At 69.5% G+C, this 18,243-nt stretch carries 18 protein-coding genes; 12 read left to right on the plus strand and 6 right to left on the minus strand.

What is annotated here, in order from left to right:
- Positions 1-94 precede the first annotated feature (94 nt).
- The 3 genes from PHA84_RS12400 (at position 95) to PHA84_RS12410 (ending at position 4,247) form a co-directional block, all read left to right on the plus strand.
- Positions 95-1,516: an NAD(P)/FAD-dependent oxidoreductase gene (locus PHA84_RS12400; protein WP_270888430.1), complete on the plus strand. Its 1,422-nt coding sequence runs from the start codon at positions 95-97 to the stop codon at positions 1,514-1,516.
- An 83-nt stretch (positions 1,517-1,599) separates the two neighbouring features.
- Entirely contained in the window at positions 1,600-2,883 is a 1,284-nt protein-coding gene (locus PHA84_RS12405) for a M16 family metallopeptidase (protein ID WP_270888431.1), read from the plus strand.
- Positions 2,880-4,247: a M16 family metallopeptidase gene (locus PHA84_RS12410; RefSeq protein WP_270888432.1), complete on the plus strand. Its 1,368-nt coding sequence runs from the start codon at positions 2,880-2,882 to the stop codon at positions 4,245-4,247. The genes PHA84_RS12405 and PHA84_RS12410 overlap by 4 nt, the downstream gene beginning before the upstream one ends.
- Positions 4,248-4,345: 98 nt before the next feature.
- Here PHA84_RS12410 and hisN read toward each other — a convergent pair whose 3' ends face one another.
- Positions 4,346-5,125: a histidinol-phosphatase gene (gene hisN, locus PHA84_RS12415; RefSeq protein WP_270888433.1), complete on the minus strand. Its 780-nt coding sequence runs from the start codon at positions 5,123-5,125 to the stop codon at positions 4,346-4,348.
- A 147-nt stretch (positions 5,126-5,272) separates the two neighbouring features.
- Here hisN and PHA84_RS12420 point away from each other — a divergent pair, with 147 nt between their 5' ends.
- From PHA84_RS12420 to PHA84_RS12445, 6 genes are all read left to right on the plus strand, one after another.
- A complete protein-coding gene (locus PHA84_RS12420; protein WP_270888434.1) occupies positions 5,273-5,743 on the plus strand; it encodes a DUF2231 domain-containing protein in 471 nt (156 codons plus the stop codon).
- A gap of 230 nt (positions 5,744-5,973) precedes the next feature.
- Positions 5,974-7,623: a peptide ABC transporter substrate-binding protein gene (locus PHA84_RS12425; RefSeq protein ID WP_270888435.1), complete on the plus strand. Its 1,650-nt coding sequence runs from the start codon at positions 5,974-5,976 to the stop codon at positions 7,621-7,623.
- Between the two features lie 228 nt (positions 7,624-7,851).
- Positions 7,852-8,778, plus strand: coding sequence for an ABC transporter permease (locus PHA84_RS12430; RefSeq protein WP_270888436.1), 927 nt, complete (start codon positions 7,852-7,854; stop codon positions 8,776-8,778).
- Positions 8,771-9,700, plus strand: coding sequence for an ABC transporter permease (locus PHA84_RS12435; protein ID WP_270888437.1), 930 nt, complete (start codon positions 8,771-8,773; stop codon positions 9,698-9,700). Before PHA84_RS12430 ends, PHA84_RS12435 begins: the two co-directional genes overlap by 8 nt.
- A 20-nt stretch (positions 9,701-9,720) precedes the next feature.
- Positions 9,721-10,773 (plus strand): ABC transporter ATP-binding protein, encoded by a 1,053-nt coding sequence (locus PHA84_RS12440; protein WP_270888438.1) that lies wholly within the window; start codon positions 9,721-9,723, stop codon positions 10,771-10,773.
- Positions 10,766-11,869 (plus strand): ABC transporter ATP-binding protein, encoded by a 1,104-nt coding sequence (locus PHA84_RS12445; protein WP_270888439.1) that lies wholly within the window; start codon positions 10,766-10,768, stop codon positions 11,867-11,869. The genes PHA84_RS12440 and PHA84_RS12445 overlap by 8 nt, the downstream gene beginning before the upstream one ends.
- A gap of 70 nt (positions 11,870-11,939) precedes the next feature.
- On the opposite strand, the gene PHA84_RS12450 is transcribed toward PHA84_RS12445, so the two are convergent.
- Together PHA84_RS12450 and PHA84_RS12455 are read right to left on the minus strand one after the other, a co-directional pair.
- Positions 11,940-12,548, minus strand: a complete 609-nt coding sequence (locus PHA84_RS12450; RefSeq protein WP_270888440.1) for a hypothetical protein — start codon at positions 12,546-12,548, stop codon at positions 11,940-11,942.
- Positions 12,545-13,096, minus strand: a complete 552-nt coding sequence (locus PHA84_RS12455; protein ID WP_270888654.1) for an RNA polymerase sigma factor — start codon at positions 13,094-13,096, stop codon at positions 12,545-12,547. Before PHA84_RS12455 ends, PHA84_RS12450 begins: the two co-directional genes overlap by 4 nt.
- 141 nt (positions 13,097-13,237) lie before the next feature.
- On the opposite strand from PHA84_RS12455, the gene PHA84_RS12460 reads away from it, so the two are divergent.
- Complete coding sequence (locus PHA84_RS12460; RefSeq protein WP_270888441.1) at positions 13,238-13,777, plus strand: hypothetical protein; 540 nt, start codon at positions 13,238-13,240, stop codon at positions 13,775-13,777.
- A gap of 2 nt (positions 13,778-13,779) precedes the next feature.
- Positions 13,780-14,376, plus strand: coding sequence for a hypothetical protein (locus PHA84_RS12465; RefSeq protein ID WP_270888442.1), 597 nt, complete (start codon positions 13,780-13,782; stop codon positions 14,374-14,376).
- On the opposite strand, the gene rsgA is transcribed toward PHA84_RS12465, so the two are convergent.
- The 3 genes from rsgA to PHA84_RS12480 are packed head-to-tail and all read right to left on the minus strand — an operon-like array spanning position 14,298 to position 17,201.
- Positions 14,298-15,335 (minus strand): ribosome small subunit-dependent GTPase A, encoded by a 1,038-nt coding sequence (gene rsgA, locus PHA84_RS12470; protein ID WP_270888443.1) that lies wholly within the window; start codon positions 15,333-15,335, stop codon positions 14,298-14,300. The genes PHA84_RS12465 and rsgA overlap by 79 nt on opposite strands.
- Positions 15,335-16,675, minus strand: coding sequence for a 3-phosphoshikimate 1-carboxyvinyltransferase (aroA, locus tag PHA84_RS12475; protein WP_270888444.1), 1,341 nt, complete (start codon positions 16,673-16,675; stop codon positions 15,335-15,337). Before aroA ends, rsgA begins: the two co-directional genes overlap by 1 nt.
- Positions 16,662-17,201: a DoxX family protein gene (locus PHA84_RS12480; protein WP_270888445.1), complete on the minus strand. Its 540-nt coding sequence runs from the start codon at positions 17,199-17,201 to the stop codon at positions 16,662-16,664. The genes aroA and PHA84_RS12480 overlap by 14 nt, the downstream gene beginning before the upstream one ends.
- Positions 17,202-17,305: 104 nt before the next feature.
- Between PHA84_RS12480 and PHA84_RS12485 the strand changes: the two genes are divergently transcribed.
- Entirely contained in the window at positions 17,306-18,226 is a 921-nt protein-coding gene (locus tag PHA84_RS12485) for an SOS response-associated peptidase (protein WP_270888446.1), read from the plus strand.
- Positions 18,227-18,243: the final 17 nt, after the last annotated feature.

An 18,243-nucleotide genomic window follows, 5' to 3' on the forward strand; every position in this document is an offset into this window, starting at 1 on the left:
AGCTATGGTGGTTGCAGTGAGAGCAACGCGTCACCGAGGACGGCGGACCCCAGCTGGGGTGGCCGTCCTTCGTCTTTCACAGGAGAGTGTTGGTATGTCGTCGCACCAGGTCCCCGGCCCGCCCCGTCACCGTGTCGTCGTCATCGGCTCCGGCTTCGGCGGCCTGTTCGGCACCCAGGCCCTGAAACGGGCCGACGTGGATGTGACCCTGATCGCCAAGACCACGCACCACCTGTTCCAGCCGCTGCTCTACCAGGTGGCGACCGGCATCCTGTCCGAGGGGGAGATCGCTCCCGCCACCCGTGAGGTGTTGGCGCACCAGCAGAATGCCACCGTCCTGCTCGGCGCCGTCACCCACATCGACCTCGCCGCCCGGACGGTCACTTCCCGGGTGCTGGACCGCGAGACCGTCACGCCGTACGACTCGCTGATCGTCGCCGCCGGCGCAGGACAGTCGTACTTCGGCAACGACGAGTTCGCCCGTTACGCCCCGGGGATGAAGTCGATCGACGACGCCCTGGAGCTGCGTGGCCGGATCTTCGGCGCGTTCGAGTGGGCGGAGCTCGCCAGCACCCCCAAGGAGGTCCAGCGTCTGATGACCTTCGTGGTCGTGGGCGCCGGGCCCACCGGCGTCGAGATGGCGGGACAGATCGCCGAGCTCTCTCGGCGGACGCTGCGTCGGGACTTCCGCAAGATCGACACGAGCCGCGCCCGGATCGTCCTGCTCGACGCGGCGCCCAGCGTGCTCTCCGCCTTCGGTGACCGGCTCGGCGCGAAGGCCGCAGAACGGCTCGAACAGATCGGCGTGGAGGTACAGCTCGGCGCCAAGGTGACCGGGGTCGACGCCACGGGGATCGACGTGCAGGACGCGGACGGCACGACCCGGCGCATCGAGTCCGTCTGCAAGGTGTGGGCGGCCGGCGTCCAGGCCTCCGAGCTGGGTGCCCAGCTCGCCGAGCAGTCCGGCGCGCCCCTCGACCGAGCGGGTCGGGTGTCGGTGAACGACGACCTCACGCTGCCGGGTCATCCCGAGGTCTTCGTCGTCGGCGACATGGCGTCGCTCAAGGGCTACCCCGGCGTGGCCCAGGTGGCGATCCAGGGCGCGAGGTACGCCGCGGACACCATCAGGCGGCGGCTGGACGGCAGGCCTGAGAAGGGGCCCTTCGAGTACCACGACAAAGGCTCCATGGCGACGATCTCACGCTTCAGCGCGGTGGCGTCCGTCGGCAGGCTGCGGTTCACCGGGTTCGTCGCCTGGGTGCTCTGGCTGGCGGTGCACCTCGTCTACATCATCGGCTTCAAGAACCGGCTGACCACCCTTCTGCACTGGGCCGTGAGCTTCCTCGGCCGGGGGCGCTCGGAGCGAACGGTGACCGAGCAGCAGGTGTTCGCACGTCTGGCCATCGAGCAGCTGGGGGAGGGGTATGCCCCCTCCCTGCCACGGGTGCCCAGCGACAGGAAGCCGCCGGCGCAGTCCGTCGCGCAGGCCCGCGAAGAGGGAAGCCGGGCGCTGTAGGCGCGTCGGCTTTGCGGCACCTGGTTCAGGACCCCTCGCGGCCGACCCCTCGCGGCCGCCGCGGGTCGCCTAGGGTGACGCACATGCGACTGGACTACCCGATCCACGAGACCACCCTTGGCAACGGGCTGCGCGTCGTCGTCTCGCCCGACACCAGCGTGCCCACCGTGACCGTCAACCTCTGGGTGAACGTGGGGTCACGGCATGAGGTGGCTGGCCGGACGGGGTTCGCCCACCTCTTCGAGCACCTGATGTTCCAGGGGTCGCGGAACGTCGCTAGCGGGGAGCACTTCACCCGCCTGATGGCCGAGGGCGGCCGGCTCAACGCCACGACGTGGTTCGACCGCACGAACTACTTCGAGACGGTCCCCAAGGGTGCCTACGAGCTGGCTCTGTGGATGGAGGCCGACCGGCACGGCCATCTCCTGGACGCGGTCACCCAGGAGAACCTGGACAACCAGCGGGACGTCGTCAAGGAGGAGAAGCGGCAGCGGTACGACAACGTGCCCTACGGCAAGGCCCTCATGGAGGTCTACGCCGCGGTGTTCCCCGCCGGACACCCGTACCACCACCCGACCATCGGGTCGATGGAGGACCTCGACGCGGCCAGCCTGGAGGACGTGCGCGCCTTCTTCCGCCGCTACTACGGGCCGAACAACACCGTGCTGACCCTGGTCGGCGACCTCACCGCCGACGAGGGGTTCGCCGCGGCTGAGCGGTACTTCGGCTGGCTGCCGGCCTCGGCGGAGCCGTCGCGCCCCAACCTCTCGCAGCTGCCCCCGCTGTCGCACCCCGTGCTGGTCGACCGGCCGGGCAACGTCCCCAACGACCGGCTGCACATCGCCTTCCGGTTGCCCGTGGACAACACGCCGGACTTCTTCGCCGCCGCTCTGGCGGTGGACGCGCTCGGAGGCCTGTCCACCTCCAGGCTCGTCCAGCGGCTGGTCCGACGCGAGCAGGTGGCCAACGCGGTCCAGGCGAACGCCATGGGCTTCGTCGACGGAGTGTCCCTGGGCTTCTTCGTCGTCGACGTGGCCGACGGACAGGACCCCGCGCGGCTCGAGGCGGCTGTGGTGGAGGAGCTCCACCGGTTCATTTCCGAGGGCCCGACGGACGTCGAGCTGGAGTCCGCCCTCGCTCAGTCCGAGCGGTCCTGGCTGTCCGCGCTGGCCGGGCAGGAGGAGCGGGCAGACCTCATCAGCCAGCACGTCCTCCTGCACTCCGACCCTCAGTTCGTCAACACCTTCCTGGACCGCATCGGTGCGGTGAGCGCAGAGGCCGTGAAGGCGGCCGCCGCCAGGTGGCTGCACCCCGACACCCGCGCGGTGGTCCGTCACCTCGTGGCAGAGCAGGAGAACGCGGCATGAGCGCGTCGCCGTCCACCGCCCCCGCTCGGCCAGCGGTACAGCCTCCGGGTCCGTGGAGCTTCCCGACCCCGACCCGTCACACACTGTCCAACGGCGTGGAGCTGGTGCTCTACGACATCCCAGGACAGTACGTCGTGTCCGTGCGCACGACGCTGCCCTTCCCGCTGACGGTGGAGCCGCGACGGGTGGAAGGCGTTGCCACGATCATGGCGCGCATGCTCGACGAGGGGACGGCCGAGCACAGCCCGGAGGAGTTCGCGGAGCTGCTGGAGCGCAAGGGGATCGCCTTCGGTGCATCGGTGACGGACGCCGGCCTCGCGGTGGACCTCGACGTCCCGAAGCGCCGGCTGCCCGAGGCGCTGGACCTGCTGAGGCAGACCCTCTCGGCTCCCGTGTTCCCCCAGCCGGAGGTGGACCGTCACCTGAAGACGCGGCTTGCAGAGATCGAGCAGGAGCGCGCCCTGGCCCCCCAACGAGCGGCCCGTGAGTTCATCGCGACGTTGTACGACGGCGAGGACCGGGCGTCGAGGCCCACCGGTGGGGCGGCCGGCACGGTCAGTGCCATCTCGCGCCAGGACATCGTGGACTTCCATGCCGCCCGGGTGGGACCCCGGGACATGACCGCGGTCGTGGCGGGCGACCTGGCCGGACTCGACGTCGTCGACCTGGCAGACCGGGCGCTGGGGACGTGGGAGTCGTCGTCGCAGCGACCGGCGCCAGAGTCACAGGCGGGACGGGTCGCCGCCGATGCCGCGAGGGTCGTCCTGGTCGACAGGCCTGGCTCGGTGCAGACGGAGGTGCTGGTGGGCTGTGTAGGGCCCGACCGGCGTGTGCAGGCTACCTGGGCCGCCTTCCCCGTGCTGGGGTTCATGGTCGGTGGCTCGCCGAACGCTCGCATCGACGCCGTCCTTCGGGAGGAGAAGGGCTACACCTACGGCATCCGCTCGGCGTTCCGTCCCCGGCGGGTCGGAGGGCTCTTCCTGACCTCTGGTTCCGTCCGCGCCGAGTCGACCGTCGAGTCCGTGCAGCTACTCCTGCAGATCCTGGAGTCGGGGAGAGAGGGGTTCGCCGAGGAGGAGGTCCGGGCCGGGGTCGACTTCATCAGCAAGACGGCGCCGGGCCGCTTCGCCACCGCGGACGCCGTGGCTGACGAAGCCGCCAGCCTCGCCCTGGAGGGGCTGACCACGGAGTTCACGACCGCCACTCTCGAGGCCATGCGGGGCCTCGACCCGCAGGCCCTGGTCGACGCGTACCGCCAGTGGGTGACAGGGCAGTGGACGGTCGTGGTCGTCGGCGACACCGGCCTGTACGCCGGGGGCTTGCAGGAGCTGGGGATCGGCCCGGCCACCGTGGTACCGGCCTGAGCCCCCGAGGTGCAGCGTCGTCCCCGTGAGCAGCAGCGGTCGGCGACCTCGGCCCCTCGAGAACGTGCTCGGCTGCTCGAGAACGTTCTCGGCGTGGGCTAGGTGCCGATCCGGCCGAGCACCTCGTCGTGCAGGAGTCCGTTGGTCGCGAGTGCGTTGCCGCCCCATGGTCCGTTCTTCCCGGCCAGTGAGGTGAAGCGGCCCCCGGCCTCCGTGACGATGGGCACGAGCGCCGCCATGTCATAGACCGCCAGCTCCGGCTCCGCGGCGATGTCCACCGCTCCCTCGGCGACGAGCATGTACGACCAGAAGTCCCCGAAGGCACGGGTGCGCCAGCAGTCGTCTGCCAGTGCCAGGAACTGCGCGTGGCGCTCGACCGCCCGCCAGGACGAGATGCTGGAGTAGGACAGGGACGCGTCCTCGACCCGCGAGACCTGGGAGACGTGGATGCGCTTGGCGGCGGCCAGGCTGCGTCCGGACCAGGCTCCCGAGCCGTTCGCCGCCCACCATCGCCGGCCGAGCGCGGGGGCGGCCACCAGGCCGAGAACGGGCATGCCGTCGTCCACCAGGGAGATCAGAGTGGCCCAGGCGGGGACCCCGCGGACGAAGTTGTGCGTGCCGTCGATCGGGTCGATGACCCACCGTCGAGGTCCGTGTCCCGTGGTCTCGAACTCCTCGCCCTCGACGGCGTCCCGGGGTCGCGTCCGCTTGAGCTGGGCGCGGACCAGCTCCTCCGCCGACTTGTCGGCGTCGCTGACCAGCGTCAGGTCGGGCTTGGACTCCACGACGAGGTCCTCCGCGCGGAACCGGGCCATCGTGATCCGCTCGACGGCATCCGCCAGGACATGGGCGAGACGAAGGTCGTCGTCATAGGGCACCCGCACCACGCTAGCCCGTCGGCACCGCCACGACGCGGACCGCCACGGCAACGCCGGCTCCGCTGGCTGCAGCGGCGGCTCCGCTAGCGTCAGCACAGCCGACCACCGGCCGCGGTGGTCTCGGCACCCCGACGAGCAGGAGACCACGTGTTCGACACCGTCCTCGGCCTTCCCGTCCACGCCCTGGTGGTCCATGCCGTGGTCGTGCTGCTCCCGCTCGCCGCGCTCGCCACGGCGGTCTGGGCGTGGCAACGTCGGCCCGAGCGACGCACCCCCAGGACGGGCTGGCTGGTGGTCGCGCTCGACGCGGGGGTGACCGTGCTGGCGCTGGTGGCGAAGCAGTCCGGAGAGGCGCTGCAGCGGCGGCTGGGCGGGCAGGTGGCACTGGAGCACGGCAGCCAGGGCCGGTGGCTGCCGTGGCTGGCGCTGGCGCTGACGGCCGTCACCCTGCTCGTCCAGCTGTCCCGGCGGTCCGGGGACCGGTGGCCAGTGCCCGAGGTGGTCTCCGGGTCGGTGCTCACGGTGGTGGTGCTGGTGGTGCTGGTGTGGACCGTCCGAGTCGGTCATTCCGGCGCCACGGCGGTCTGGGGGCCGATTGTGGAGCACACCGGCAAATAGGGACGAACCGGCCTGGACCGGGCGGGCGCCGAAGATCTGCTCTCAACTCGGCTGCAAGACGATCACGTTTTTGTCTCGGGTTGGCTCAGACCGTCGCCTTTACCCTTTCCTTGCTCTTTCATGGGTGCCACAACACGACGCACTGTGCGTTTCAGGGCTGCGCTCCACCCGGTTCGCGGCCCGGACCGACCGTTCACTCGAACGGCTGACCCCTATGTAGGAGGACATCAATGCGAGGAACTACTCGCACGGTGGCCATGGTTGCCGGTGTCTCCGCCGTCACGCTGCTTGCTGCAGCGTGTGGTGGTGGCGACAAGGGCAGTAGTGGCTCCAGCTCCAGCGCGGCTGGCAAGACCGGCGGCGCCGTCACGGTCCGTGGGTGCAACCCGCAGAACCCCCTGATCCCGGGTAACACGAACGAGACGTGTGGTGGGAACGTGCTGGACGCCATCACGGCGAAGCTCATCCACTACAACCCCACGAACGCGGCCCCTGAGAACGACATCGCGGACAAGATCGAGTCCAGCGACAACCAGAACTTCACGGTCACCCTGCAGAAGGGCTACAAGTTCCACGACGGCACCGAGGTCAAGGCCAAGAACTTCGTCGACGCGTGGAACTGGGTGGCCAACGGCAAGAACGCCCAGCTGAACAGCTACTTCTTCGAGCCGATCGAGGGCTTCTCGGACGTGCAGTGCGGCGACGCCGACTGCAAGGTCAAGCCTAAGGCGGACAAGATGACCGGGCTCGCGGTCAAGGACGACTACACCTTCACCATCAAGACGACGGAGAAGGTCTCGAACCTTCCGGTCCGTCTGGGCTACACCGCCTTCGCGCCGCTGCCCGACTCGTTCTTCAGCGACCCCAAGGCCTTCGGTGAGCACCCGGTCGGCGCCGGCCCGTTCAAGTTCGACTCGTGGACCAAGAACACTGAGATCAAGCTCAGCAAGTTCGCCGACTACAAGGGCAAGTTCCCGGCCAAGCTCGACAACCTGACCTTCAAGATCTACCAGGACGATGACGCGGCGTACAACGACGTCATCGCCAACCAGCTCGACGTGATCGACACCATCCCGTCCTCGGCTCTGATCGACGACAAGTACAAGACGGACCTGCCGGATCGCAACCTCTCCAAGCCCGTCGGGGTGTTCCAGGACATCAACTTCCCGCCGTCCAAGGTCGACCCGGCCTACGCCGACCCGAAGGTTCGCCAGGCCATCTCCATGGCCATCGACCGGCAGACGATCGTCAAGCAGATCTTCAACAACACGCGCCAGCCTGCGACGGGCTGGGTCGCCCCGGTCGTGGACGGCTACAAGGCCAATGCATGTGGTGAGTACTGCACCTTCGACGCGGCCAAGGCCAAGGCGAAGCTCGACGAAGCCGGTGGCTTCAAGGGTGGCAAGATGACCATCGCCTACAACGCCGACGCATCCCACAAGGCCTGGGTCGAAGCTGCCTGCAACTCGATCAAGACCGCCCTCGGGGTGGACTGCGTGGCCACGCCGGTGGTGGACTTCGCCACGTTCCGCAGCAAGATCACGGAGCGCAAGATGAAGGGCATGTTCCGTAGCGGCTGGCAGATGGACTACCCGTCGATCGAAGACTTCCTGGCTCCGATCTACAAGACGAAGGCATCGTCGAACGACAACGACTACAGCAACCCCGCCTTCGACAAGCTCCTCGACGAGGCGGCAGCGCAGACGGACGCGGCGCAGGCCAATGCCAAGTACCAGCAGGCGGAGGCGCTGCTGGCCAACGACATGCCGGTCGCCCCGCTCTGGTACGGCACCGCGCAGTTCGGGTGGTCGGACAAGGTCACCAACGTCAAGGTGACCCCGTTCGGCACGGTCGACCTCACCAGCCTGCAGCTCAAGTAGGTCGCCGACCGCTCCCGCGCGAGGGACGTCGACAGCTCATCGGCCTGCCGGCCCCAGCCGGCAGGCCGATGGCCTGCCAGGGGCGCGGGGTGATGACCTCACCCTGTGCGCCCTTCCTTGTACGGTCGATACGACTATGTTGTGAAGACCGGGGCGATGCACATCGCCCGGCTTGGATCACCGCCTCCGGCGTCACCCCGCCGAGGCTCCAACCTTTCAGGAGGTGACGTGTACAAGTACATCCTGCGGCGACTGATCCAGATGGTCCCCGTGCTGCTTGGGGCCACGTTCATAATCTTTGCCATGGTGTTCGCGCTACCTGGTGACCCCACGGCGGGCATGTGTGGCGACCGACCCTGCTCCCCGGCCTTCGTCGCCCAGTTCCGCACCGAGCACAACCTGAACGACCCACTTCCCACGCGGTATGCCAAGTACATGGTGAACCTCAGCCATGGTGACCTAGGCACGAACTTCCGTGGGGTCAAAGTCGCCGAGGACCTCAAGCAGCGCTACCCCACGACAGCCAAGCTTGCTGCTATGGCCATCGTCTTCGAGACGGTCATCGGCCTCATAGCCGGCGTCCTCGCCGGGATCCGCAAGGGCAAGTTCATCGACAACCTTGTGCTGGTGAGCACACTGCTTGTGATCGCCATCCCGGTGTTCGTCATCGGCGCGACGATGCAGTACTACCTCGGCGTGAAGTGGAAGCTCTTCCCGGTCACCGTCTCGTCCGGGGCGACGTTCTACGAGCTGCTCATGCCGGCCTTCGTCCTGGGCAGCGCCTCGATCGCCTACGCGGCACGCCTGACCCGCACGAACCTGGTGGAGAACCTGCGCGCGGACTACCTGCGGACGGCCGTGGCCAAGGGCCTGACTCGTCGACGGGCGATCGGCGTGCACGCGCTGCGCAACTCGCTCATCCCGGTGGTCACCTACGTCGGGGCCGACTTCGGCGGTCTCCTCGGCGGTGCGATCGTCACCGAGCGCATCTTCAACATCCAAGGGGTAGGCGGTTACACCTTCACCAGCCTGCACAACCGCGACGGTGTGGCCGTCGTCGGCACGGTGACGATCCTCGTGCTCGTCTTCCTGCTTGCCAACCTGCTCGTCGACCTGTTGTACGGCGTGCTCGACCCGAGGATCAGCCATGACTGAGGCAACCATCGTCGTTGGCGCTGAGACAACGGCCCCGCCCGGAGCCGGTCCCGAGGGAGCCCGGTCACTGGCATCCGACGCGTGGCGCTCCCTCAAGAAGAACCCCATCTTCTGGGTGTCTACCGCCCTCATCGTCCTCTTCGTCCTGATGGCGATCTGGCCATCGCTGTTCACGAACGTGGACCCGAACGCGGCGGTCCTGAAGGAGGCGCGGGCGCGGCCCAGTTCGAGCGCCTGGTTCGGCCGAGACATCCAGGGCTACGACATCTACTCGCGCACCATCTACGGTGCCCGCGCCTCGATCCTCGTGGGTGTCTTCACCTCCGTCGCCACCGTCATCATCGGCGGTGTCATGGGCGTGCTCGCCGGCTACTACGGGGGGTGGATCGACTCCCTGGTCTCCCGCGTGACGGATATCTTCTTCGCGATCCCGCTCCTGCTCGGCGGCATCCTGTTCATGGCAACGTTCCCCAACGACGTCAACTCCCCGTACCTGCTGGTCGTGGGCAAGGTGGTACTCGTTCTGGCGATCTTCGGGTGGCCGAGCCTGGCCCGTCTGATGCGTTCCTCCGTGCTGCAGGTGAAGCCGAACGACTACGTGCAGGCGGCCCGCGCGCTGGGGGCCAGCCCGTGGCGCATCATCCGCGCCCACGTCCTGCCCAACGCCGTGGCTCCCATGATCGTCGTCGCGACGATCAACCTCGGCGTCTTCATCGCTGTCGAGGCCACGCTCAGCTTCCTGGGTATCGGCCTGACGCCGCCGGCGGTGTCCTGGGGGGTGGCGATCTCGGACGCCATCGTGGCGCTGCGGACGACCCCGCACATCCTGCTGTTCCCCAGCCTGTTCCTGAGCCTGACCGTGCTGGCCTTCATCATGCTCGGAGACGCCGTGCGAGACGCCTTCGACCCGAAGTCGCGTTGAGGCAGGAGAGACGACGACCCATGACAACGACGACTGACTCCAGGGCCGCCGAGCGCGCACAGCGCACCGCTGACTCGCGGTACATCCCGCAGGCCGGCCTCCTGCTCGAGGTGGACGACCTCCACGTCGAGTTCCGCACCGCCGACGGCGTGGCCAAGGCGATCAACGGGGTGAGCTTCAACCTGAACCAGGGCGAGACGCTCGCGATCCTCGGCGAGTCCGGCTCCGGCAAGTCGGTGACTGCCCAGGCCATCATGGGCATCCTCGACATGCCTCCCGCGGTGATCCCCAAGGGCCAGATCCGGTACTGCGGCCAGGACCTCCTCACCATGCCCGACGACCAGCGGCGGCGGACCCGCGGGCCGGAGGTCTCCATGGTGTTCCAGGACGCCCTCTCCTCGCTCAACCCGGTCTTCCCGGTCGGGTGGCAGATCGCCGAGATGTTCCGCGTGCACCGGCGCATGAACAAGTCGGACGCCATGGAGCGCGCTGTCAGGCTGATGCAGCGCGTCCAGATCCCGGCTGCGAAGGAGCGGGTGAAGGCCTACCCGCATCAGTTCTCCGGCGGGATGCGCCAGCGCATCATGATCGCGATGGCGATCGCGCTCGACCCCGCGGTCCTGATCGCCGACGAGCCGACCACCGCCCTGGACGTCACGGTGCAGGCGCAGATCATGGCGCTGCTCCAGGAACTGCAGGAGGAGCGCCAGATGGGGCTCATCCTCATCACGCACGACCTCGGCGTGGTGGCGGACGTCGCCGACAAGATCGCCGTCATGTACGCCGGCCGGATCGTCGAGCGGGCCGACGTGTACGAGCTGTACCGCCAGCCGGCGCACCCGTACACCAAGGGCCTGCTCGAGTCGATTCCCCGCCTGGACCAGAAGGGGCAGCAGCTGGCGGCGATCGGCGGCCTGCCCCCGAACCTCATGCGAATCCCTCCGGGCTGCGCGTTCCACCCCCGCTGCAAGTACGCCCAGGACGTCTGCCGAGAGGACCGGCCTCCGCTGCGCGAGGTGGTTCCCGGTCGGGAGTCGGCGTGTCACTTCGCAGAGGAGGTGCTCCATGGCTGAGGCGATCCTCACCGCGAAGGACCTGGTCAAGCACTACCCGATCAAGGGCGGCGTCCTGCGTCGCACCGTGGGCCACGTCAAGGCCGTCGATGGCGTCAGCTTCGAGCTGCTCAAGGGTGAGACGCTCGGCATCGTGGGGGAGTCAGGCTGTGGCAAGTCCACCCTGGGCCGGCTGCTGATGCGGCTGGAGGAGCCCACGTCGGGCTCCGTCGTCTTCGACGGGGTGGACATGTACGCCCAGCGGGGCCGCGCGATGCGCAAGCTGCGTCGTGACATCCAGATCGTCTTCCAGGACCCGTACACGTCCCTGAACCCACGCAAGACGGTGGGCGACATCGTCGGCGAGCCCTTCGACATCCACCCCGACGTGGTGCCGAGGAAGGGCCGCCGCAAGGCGGTGCAGGACCTGCTGGACCTGGTCGGGCTGAACCCCGAGCACATCAACCGGTACCCGCACCAGTTCTCCGGTGGCCAGCGGCAGCGCATCGGCATCGCCCGGGGGATCGCGCTGAACCCCAAGGTGCTGATCTGCGACGAGCCGGTGTCCGCCCTGGACGTCTCGGTACAGGCGCAGGTCGTGAACCTCATGGAGAAGCTGCAGGACGAGCTCGGCCTGTCGTACGTCTTCATCGCTCACGACCTGTCGGTGGTGCGGCACATCTCCGACCGCGTCGGCGTGATGTACCTCGGCAAGATGGCGGAGCTGGGGGAGGAGGACGACATCTATGGCCGTCCGACGCACCCCTACACCCAGGCGCTGTTGTCGGCCGTCCCCGTGCCTGACCCGACCCTGCGGGACAAGCGCGAGCAGATCGTCCTCAAGGGCGACGTGCCGTCCCCCGCCAACCCGCCGTCAGGCTGCCGGTTCCACACCCGCTGCTTCAAGGCGCAGGAGAAGTGCTCCGTGGAGATCCCCCTGCTGGAGATCCGGCCGGACGGTGCGGGCGGACACCTGTCGGCCTGCCACTTCGCAGCTCCACGCGAGATCATCGAGACAGTGGACCTCACGGACACGCCCCAGGCGACCACGTTCGACAGCGGGCTCCGCGACGACTCCTCGCTCGAGCCGGTGGGCGACGGGACCCAGGACTCCTGAGCCAGCCTCGCTCCGGCCACTCTGACGACGGCGCCGTTCCCCGGTCGGGGAACGGCGCCGTCGTCGGTCCTCAGCGCCCCGGGAGGCGCCGGTTGAGCGAGAACACCCGGCCCAGCAGCGGCATGAGCACGATGTTCAACCCATGCAGGACGCCGATGATCAGCAGGATGCCGCCAAGGCGGCCCAGCTCGAAGGTGACCTGTCCCGCGCTGACCTCCTGCGTGAGGCCGTTCTCCCAGCTGTCCTTGGGCGCCACGTGGAGGGTGAAGAGGATGTACGCCGCGAAGATCAGGTAGTAGACGATGTCGGTCAGGACGATGTAGCTCTTCCCCGTGAGCGGGTTGTCGTGGAACACATCGGCGGCATACGCCCGTCCGAACCGCTTGATGAACGGGCCGAGCCAGAGCGCGAGCCCGACCAGCGCGAGGTTGGTCGCGACCTCGAGAATCCACCAGGGCATGTGTAGTCCTCTCTCGTCCCTCGGTGTCAGGGCTAGAACGGCTGCTGCGGCGACGGCGAGCCCGACGGCCCACGACACCGCGGTCCGGACGGCGCGGTGCCGCCGCGCCCGGTCCTGGTCGATCCCGACGACGACCCGGGCGAAGAGGTCGGGCGAAGGCTCGCGGGCCGCGCCCTCGGCGCTGAGCGCGTCACGCAGGCGATCCTCCAGGGCGCTCACTGCTTCACCTCCAAGCCGGCCGCGAGCGACCTGAGCCCGCGTTGCAGGTGGGTCTTGACCGAGTTCGCGGAGACTCCCAGGGTCTGGGCGATCTCCTCGACGGGCAGGTCCAGGTAGTACCGGAGCACGACGCAGTCGCGTTGACGGCGCGGCAGCAGGCGCAGTGCGGCCACCACCTCCTGGCGCGACTCCCGCGCCGCGGCGGTGTGCTCTGCGGACGGCTCGTCGAGGACAGCGGGTGGGCGGTGCCTGAGCGACACCAGCCCCCGCCTGTTGTGGTCACGAGCCAGGTTGATGACGATCGACCGCAGGTACGCCGCGGCGCGGTCACGTTCGCGGATCCGATGGCTGCTCCGGGCGAGCCTGATGAAGGCCTCCTGCACGAGGTCCTCAGCTGCCGTGCGGTCCTCGACGAAGAACCGCGCGAGCGAGACGAGGCGGCGCGCCTCCGTGGCGAACAGGTCGGCCACCACCGCGTCGACGTCGCTCGGCGACGCCGATCTCTCAGCCTCCTCGGCCCGGCTGGGGAGTATGCCCACGGACTCCATCACCTCGACAGACGAGTAGCCGAACCCGTTGGGTGACAGCGGAAGTCGAGATTTATCCGCCGGATCTGCCTGTCACCCGCCGTGCGGGAGTGGCGCGTCGGTAGGGGTGTCAGCACAGTTCCGCATACGCAAGGAGACATCATGAACAGGTCCGGAGCATCACTCGTTTGGCGGAGGACCGGCCTTGCACTGGCCTGCACCGCCGCCGTGGCCGCTGCTGCCGCGGTCACTCCGGCGGTCGCCGGCGTCGCGAACCTCTTCCGTGGCGACCTGGCGGACCTCGCGCCCGCTGCCGCGGGACCGTTCGACCACGCGAGCGCGCAGCTGGTCCTGGTGGGCCACGGCAGTGCGTCCACGGTCGTCCTCCTCGTCAAGGGAGTCGACACGGCTGTCGCGACCCGGACGTTCGGTGCGCACCTGCACTCGGGGCCCTGTGTCGCCGGCAACGGGCCCGCAGCAGGTCCGCACTACAACCACAGCGGCGTGGTCCCCCCGGTCGTCAGCGACGCCACGGAGATCTGGCTGGACTTCACGGTCGACGACGACGGGAACGCTCAGTCGGTCTCCCACGTCGACTGGGTTCCCACGGCCGGCCAGCGCTCGGTCGTGATCCACCAGGACCGGACCGCCGCGAACGGTACCGCCGGTCCGAGGCTCGCCTGCCTGCCGGTCGAGTGGTGACCATGGACCCCAGCAGGCACGGCTTCCTTCACGCCGCCCTCGCCGGCCTCGGACTGGGGGCGGCGTGGGGAGCCCTGGCCCGGATCTGGATGCGGCTCGTGTCCACCGACCCGCAGTTCTCGTGGCCCGGAACGCTCCTGATCGTGCTGCTCGGCGCCGTCTTCGGGCTGCTCGTCGGGATCGCCTGGCGGGCCCGGACCTCGACCGGCTGGCGCAGGTGGCTACGACTGCTCGCGGTGCCCGGGCTGGTGCTCTTCGCCGGTCAGGGGCTGCCGCTGGCGCCGGGGTTCCTGGTGGCGGGTCCGCTGGTCCGCCGTCGTGGCCTCCTGCCGCGGGGCGTGGCCGCTGCCGCACTGGTCGGACCCGCCCTGACCTTCTGGTGGTTCGAGAGGTTCGACGACGAGACGATGACCGCCGCGCCGGCGCGGGTGCAGCTGAGCTTCCTGCTCGGGATGCCCGTGCTGGCAACGGCTCTCGCCTGGGCGGGCCATCTGGTGATGGGTCCGCTGCCTGCGTCGCCTCAGTCGGACTCCCCGGACCGCGCCCTGAGCAGCCGCCGCAGCGACTCCAGCCTCGAGGCGCCGGCCGGACCGGCCTGACCCGACGTCACCCAGTCGTCGAGGGCGCACTCCGGCTCGTCGTGGCTGCACCCTCGCGGGCAGAGCGCCGTGCCGGGCTCGAGGTCGGGGAAGTGGTCGATGATCCGTCGGGGGTCCACGTGGGCAAGACCGAACGACCGCACGCCCGGTGTGTCGATGACCCAGCCCTTCTCGCCGGGCAGGCGCAGCGCCACTGCCGAGCTGGACGTGTGTCGGCCACGTCCGGTGATGTCGTTGACCACGCCCGTGGCGCGTCGAGCACCGGGCACCAGTCCGTTGACGAGGGTGGACTTGCCGACCCCGGAGTGCCCGACGAAGACGCTGACCCGACCTTCGAGGGCCTGCTGGAGGGCGTTCAGCCCTTGGAACCTCGAGGCGCCGGTCGCCGTGACGATGTGGCGCACGTCCAGCGGCGCGTAGTGCTCGAGGAACGCGGCCGGGTCCGTGAGGTCCGCCTTGGTGAGGACGAGGAGGGGCTCAAGCCCCGCGTCGTACGCCGCCACGAGGCACCGGTCGATCAGCCGGGGCCGCGGCTCGGGGTTGGCGAGCGCCGAGACGATGACGAGCTGGTCGGCGTTGGCGACGATGACCCGCTCGACCGGGTCCGTGTCGTCCGCGGTCCTGCGCAGCACGGATCGGCGCGGCGTCAGCCGTACGATCCGGGCGAGGGCGTCCGGACCCCCCGAGAGGTCGCCGACAAGGTCGACGTGGTCCCCGACGACGATGCCCTTGCGCCCCAGCTCCCTGGCCTTCATGGCCGTGACCACTCGCTCGGGCAGGCGCCTGCCGCCGACGCCCGCCGCGACGAGGATCGTGTACCTGCCACGGTCGACGGCCGTCACGAACCCGGGAAGCGCTTCCTCGTGCGCGGGGCGGTCCTTGGACCGAGGTCGCGACCCCCGCCGGCTGGGCCGGATCCGGACGTCACTCTCGTCGTAGTCGGACGTGCGCCGGCTCATCAGCCTGCTACGCCGACCTGAGGCTCGACGAGGTGCTCCCACAACGTGGTGAACTCCGGCAGCGTCTTGGCAACCGTCCCAGCATCCTGCACCACCACGCCCGGCACGCGAAGCCCGAGGAGCGCTCCGGCCATCACCATCCGGTGGTCGGCGTAGGTGTGGAACAGTGCGCCGAGCAGCGGGCGCGGCACGATCCGAAGGCCGTCCTCGGTCTGCTTGACGTCGGCACCCAGGGCGGACAGCTCGGTGGCGAGGGCGGCCAGCCGGTCGGTCTCGTGCCCCCGGATATGGGCTACGCCACGGATGACGGACGGGGAGTCCGCGAAGGCCGCCAGAGCGGCGACGACGGGTGTGAGCTCGGCCGCGTCATGCAGGTCGAGGTCGAGGCCGGAGATCTCTCCCGTGCCGGACACGGTCAGACCGTCGCGCGTCACGCGCACGTCAGCGCCCATCGTGTCCAGGATGTCTCGGATGGCATCCCCCGCCTGCGTCGTGTGATGGGGCCAGCCCGGAACGGTCACCCGCCCTCCGGCGACCACGGCGGCGGCCAGGAACGGAGCTGCGTTCGAGAGGTCCGGCTCCACCTGGACGTCCAGACCGTTGATCTCCGAGGGCTCCACCCGCCAGGTGTTCGCCTCGCTGTCGTCGACGAGCGCGCCTGCGTCCCGCAGCGTCTCCACGGTCATCTCGAGGTGCGGCTCCGAGGGCACGGGCTCGCCCACGTGACGCACGGTGACTCCCTGCTCGTAGCGCGGGCCGGCAAGCAGTAAGGCCGAGATGAACTGCGAGGACGCGGAGGCATCGAGGACCACCGAGCCACCTGGGAGCTTTCCGTGGCCGCGAACGGTGAAGGGCAGGACCCCACGACCACCGTCGTCGAGGTCGCCGCCGAGCCGCCGCAGGGCGTCCAGCACCGGGCCCATGGGCCGGACCCGGGCCCCCGGGTCGCCGTCGAAGGTCACCGGGCCCTGGGCCAGTGCCGCGACGGGCGGGAGGAACCGCATGACGGTGCCGGCCAGGCCGCAGTCGACATGCCCGCCGCCCTGCAGAGCTGCAGGCGTCACGAGCCAGTCCGTCGTCTGCGAGGGCTGGGACGGAGGCGAGGCGACATCCTCGACGCCTGCCCCCAGCTGCCGCAGACCCTGGGCCATGAGCAGAGTGTCTCGCGAGCGCAGCGGACCCCTCAGGAGGGACGGCGCGTTCGCGAGAGCGGCCAGGACGAGGAACCGGTTCGTCAGCGACTTGCTTCCCGGCAGGACGACGTCTGCGTCGAGCGCGGCGGCCGCGGTCGGCGCGGACCAGTCGCCGGTCACCGGTGGAGCGGGGTCAGGTGAGGGCATCGTGTGCCTGGGTCGCGGCGAGCTTGGCCTCACGCCTGGCGGACCGCGCGGCATACCTCGCTTCGCGCCTGGCGCGCTGAGCAGCCCGCTTTGCGGAGTCGCCCGCCATCCCGGCCCGGTACGCAAGCCCGGGCCTGCCCTCGGTGTCGACCGCGGCCAGGAGCAGCCCGCCGAGAAGCCCGACGTTCTTGAGGAAGCCGATCCGCTGGACGCGCTTCATCGTGGGGTCGGTCTCCGCCCAGAACGGGTGGCCGACGTACGTGGTGGGGATGATCGACCCGGCGAGGGCCAGCGAGGCGAGCCGGGGCAGGTGTCCGGTGGCCAGGAGCGCTCCGCCGCCCACCATGGTCGCGCCGTTGGCCCGGACGAGGAGCTCCGGGTCGTCCGGGAGGCCCAGCGGCGCCACCTTGCGCGCGAGGGGCTCCACCTTGTCGGCCAGCGCGCCGGGGTGCCGTAGCTGCTCCAAGCCCTGGACGACGAAGATGGCGGCCAGCATGGGTCGGGCCACACGGCGGACGAGGGTCATGGTCGCTCCTGGACGGCTCGGGTCGCGGAAAGGGTCGAAAGGGTCTCGGTCGCCTCCCTTCCTACCGTATTGGCCGGGTGGCGTCGCTGCGTACCCTGTCCACCATGTGCGGCCGATACGCAGCCACTGCTCACCCGGACGAGCTCATCGAGGAGTTCGAGGTGGAGCTCGACCGGACCGGCGAGCCCTCGCGCAGCATCCTGAAGAGCCCTCAGTCCCCGCCGCCGGGAACGCCGGACTTCAACCTGGCCCCGAGCAAGCAGGCACCGGTGGTGCTGAGCCGCGCGCCCCGGCCGTCAGCCGGCGCCGCCGCGAACGACGCAGGAAGCACTGGAGGCTCGGCGCCGGTGCGCCAGCTGAGGTTGCTGACCTGGGGGCTGGTTCCGAGCTGGGCCAAGGACGCCAAGATGGGGCTCCGGATGATCAACGCTCGAGCGGAGTCGGTCCTGGAGAAGGGCGCGTTCGCCAAGGCGGCCGCCTCACGCCGTTGCCTCGTGCCGGCCCAGGGCTGGTACGAGTGGCAGAAGTCGCCCGTCGCCACCGACCCGAAGGGCAACCCGCGCAAACAGCCGTTCTTCGCCCACCGGGCCGACGGGCGGACCCTGGCCTTCGCCGGGCTCTACGAGTTCTGGCGCGACCGGAAGATCGCCGACCCGGACGACCCCGAGGCGTGGCTGACCACCTTCACGATCATCACGACCCAGGCCGAGCCGGGGCTGGACCGGATCCACGACCGGCAGCCGCTCGTCCTCGAGCCGGAGGACTGGGCCACCTGGCTGGACCCCACCATGGAGGACCCCGACGAGGTCGCTCGGCTCCTGGCCTTCTCGGCGCCTGGCCGGTTCGAGGCGTACCCGGTCGGGACAGCGGTTTCCTCCAACCGCAGCAACGGTCCTCAGCTGCTGGAGCCCGCAGGCGAGGACGACCTCGTGGGAGTGGTCGACCCGATGACCGGCGAGATCGTCGGCGCCCCGGACCAACTGGCGGCCCGACAGGAGACCCACAGTGGTCCCAACCCCGCGTGAGGCGGTCCCTCCCGACC

It is taken from the genome of Pedococcus sp. 5OH_020, assembly GCF_027812955.1.
In the GTDB taxonomy this organism is placed as follows: Bacteria; Actinomycetota; Actinomycetes; order Actinomycetales; family Dermatophilaceae; genus Pedococcus.

Excerpts from the sequence above, each read along its gene's own strand:
- PHA84_RS12400 (WP_270888430.1), top strand. The coding sequence starts at position 95 with ATGTCGTCGCACCAGGTCCCCGGCCCGCCCCGTCACCGTGTCGTCGTC.
- PHA84_RS12435 (WP_270888437.1), top strand. The coding sequence starts at position 8,771 with ATGACTGAGGCAACCATCGTCGTTGGCGCTGAGACAACGGCCCCGCCC.
- rsgA (WP_270888443.1), bottom strand. The coding sequence starts at position 15,335 with ATGAGCCGGCGCACGTCCGACTACGACGAGAGTGACGTCCGGATCCGG.
- PHA84_RS12465 (WP_270888442.1), top strand. The coding sequence starts at position 13,780 with ATGGACCCCAGCAGGCACGGCTTCCTTCACGCCGCCCTCGCCGGCCTC.
- PHA84_RS12405 (WP_270888431.1), top strand. The coding sequence starts at position 1,600 with ATGCGACTGGACTACCCGATCCACGAGACCACCCTTGGCAACGGGCTG.
- PHA84_RS12445 (WP_270888439.1), top strand. The coding sequence starts at position 10,766 with ATGGCTGAGGCGATCCTCACCGCGAAGGACCTGGTCAAGCACTACCCG.
- PHA84_RS12460 (WP_270888441.1), top strand. The coding sequence starts at position 13,238 with ATGAACAGGTCCGGAGCATCACTCGTTTGGCGGAGGACCGGCCTTGCA.
- PHA84_RS12480 (WP_270888445.1), bottom strand. The coding sequence starts at position 17,201 with ATGACCCTCGTCCGCCGTGTGGCCCGACCCATGCTGGCCGCCATCTTC.
- PHA84_RS12440 (WP_270888438.1), top strand. The coding sequence starts at position 9,721 with ATGACAACGACGACTGACTCCAGGGCCGCCGAGCGCGCACAGCGCACC.
- PHA84_RS12425 (WP_270888435.1), top strand. The coding sequence starts at position 5,974 with ATGCGAGGAACTACTCGCACGGTGGCCATGGTTGCCGGTGTCTCCGCC.
- PHA84_RS12485 (WP_270888446.1), top strand. The coding sequence starts at position 17,306 with ATGTGCGGCCGATACGCAGCCACTGCTCACCCGGACGAGCTCATCGAG.
- PHA84_RS12410 (WP_270888432.1), top strand. The coding sequence starts at position 2,880 with ATGAGCGCGTCGCCGTCCACCGCCCCCGCTCGGCCAGCGGTACAGCCT.
- aroA (WP_270888444.1), bottom strand. The coding sequence starts at position 16,675 with ATGCCCTCACCTGACCCCGCTCCACCGGTGACCGGCGACTGGTCCGCG.
- PHA84_RS12455 (WP_270888654.1), bottom strand. The coding sequence starts at position 13,096 with ATGGAGTCCGTGGGCATACTCCCCAGCCGGGCCGAGGAGGCTGAGAGA.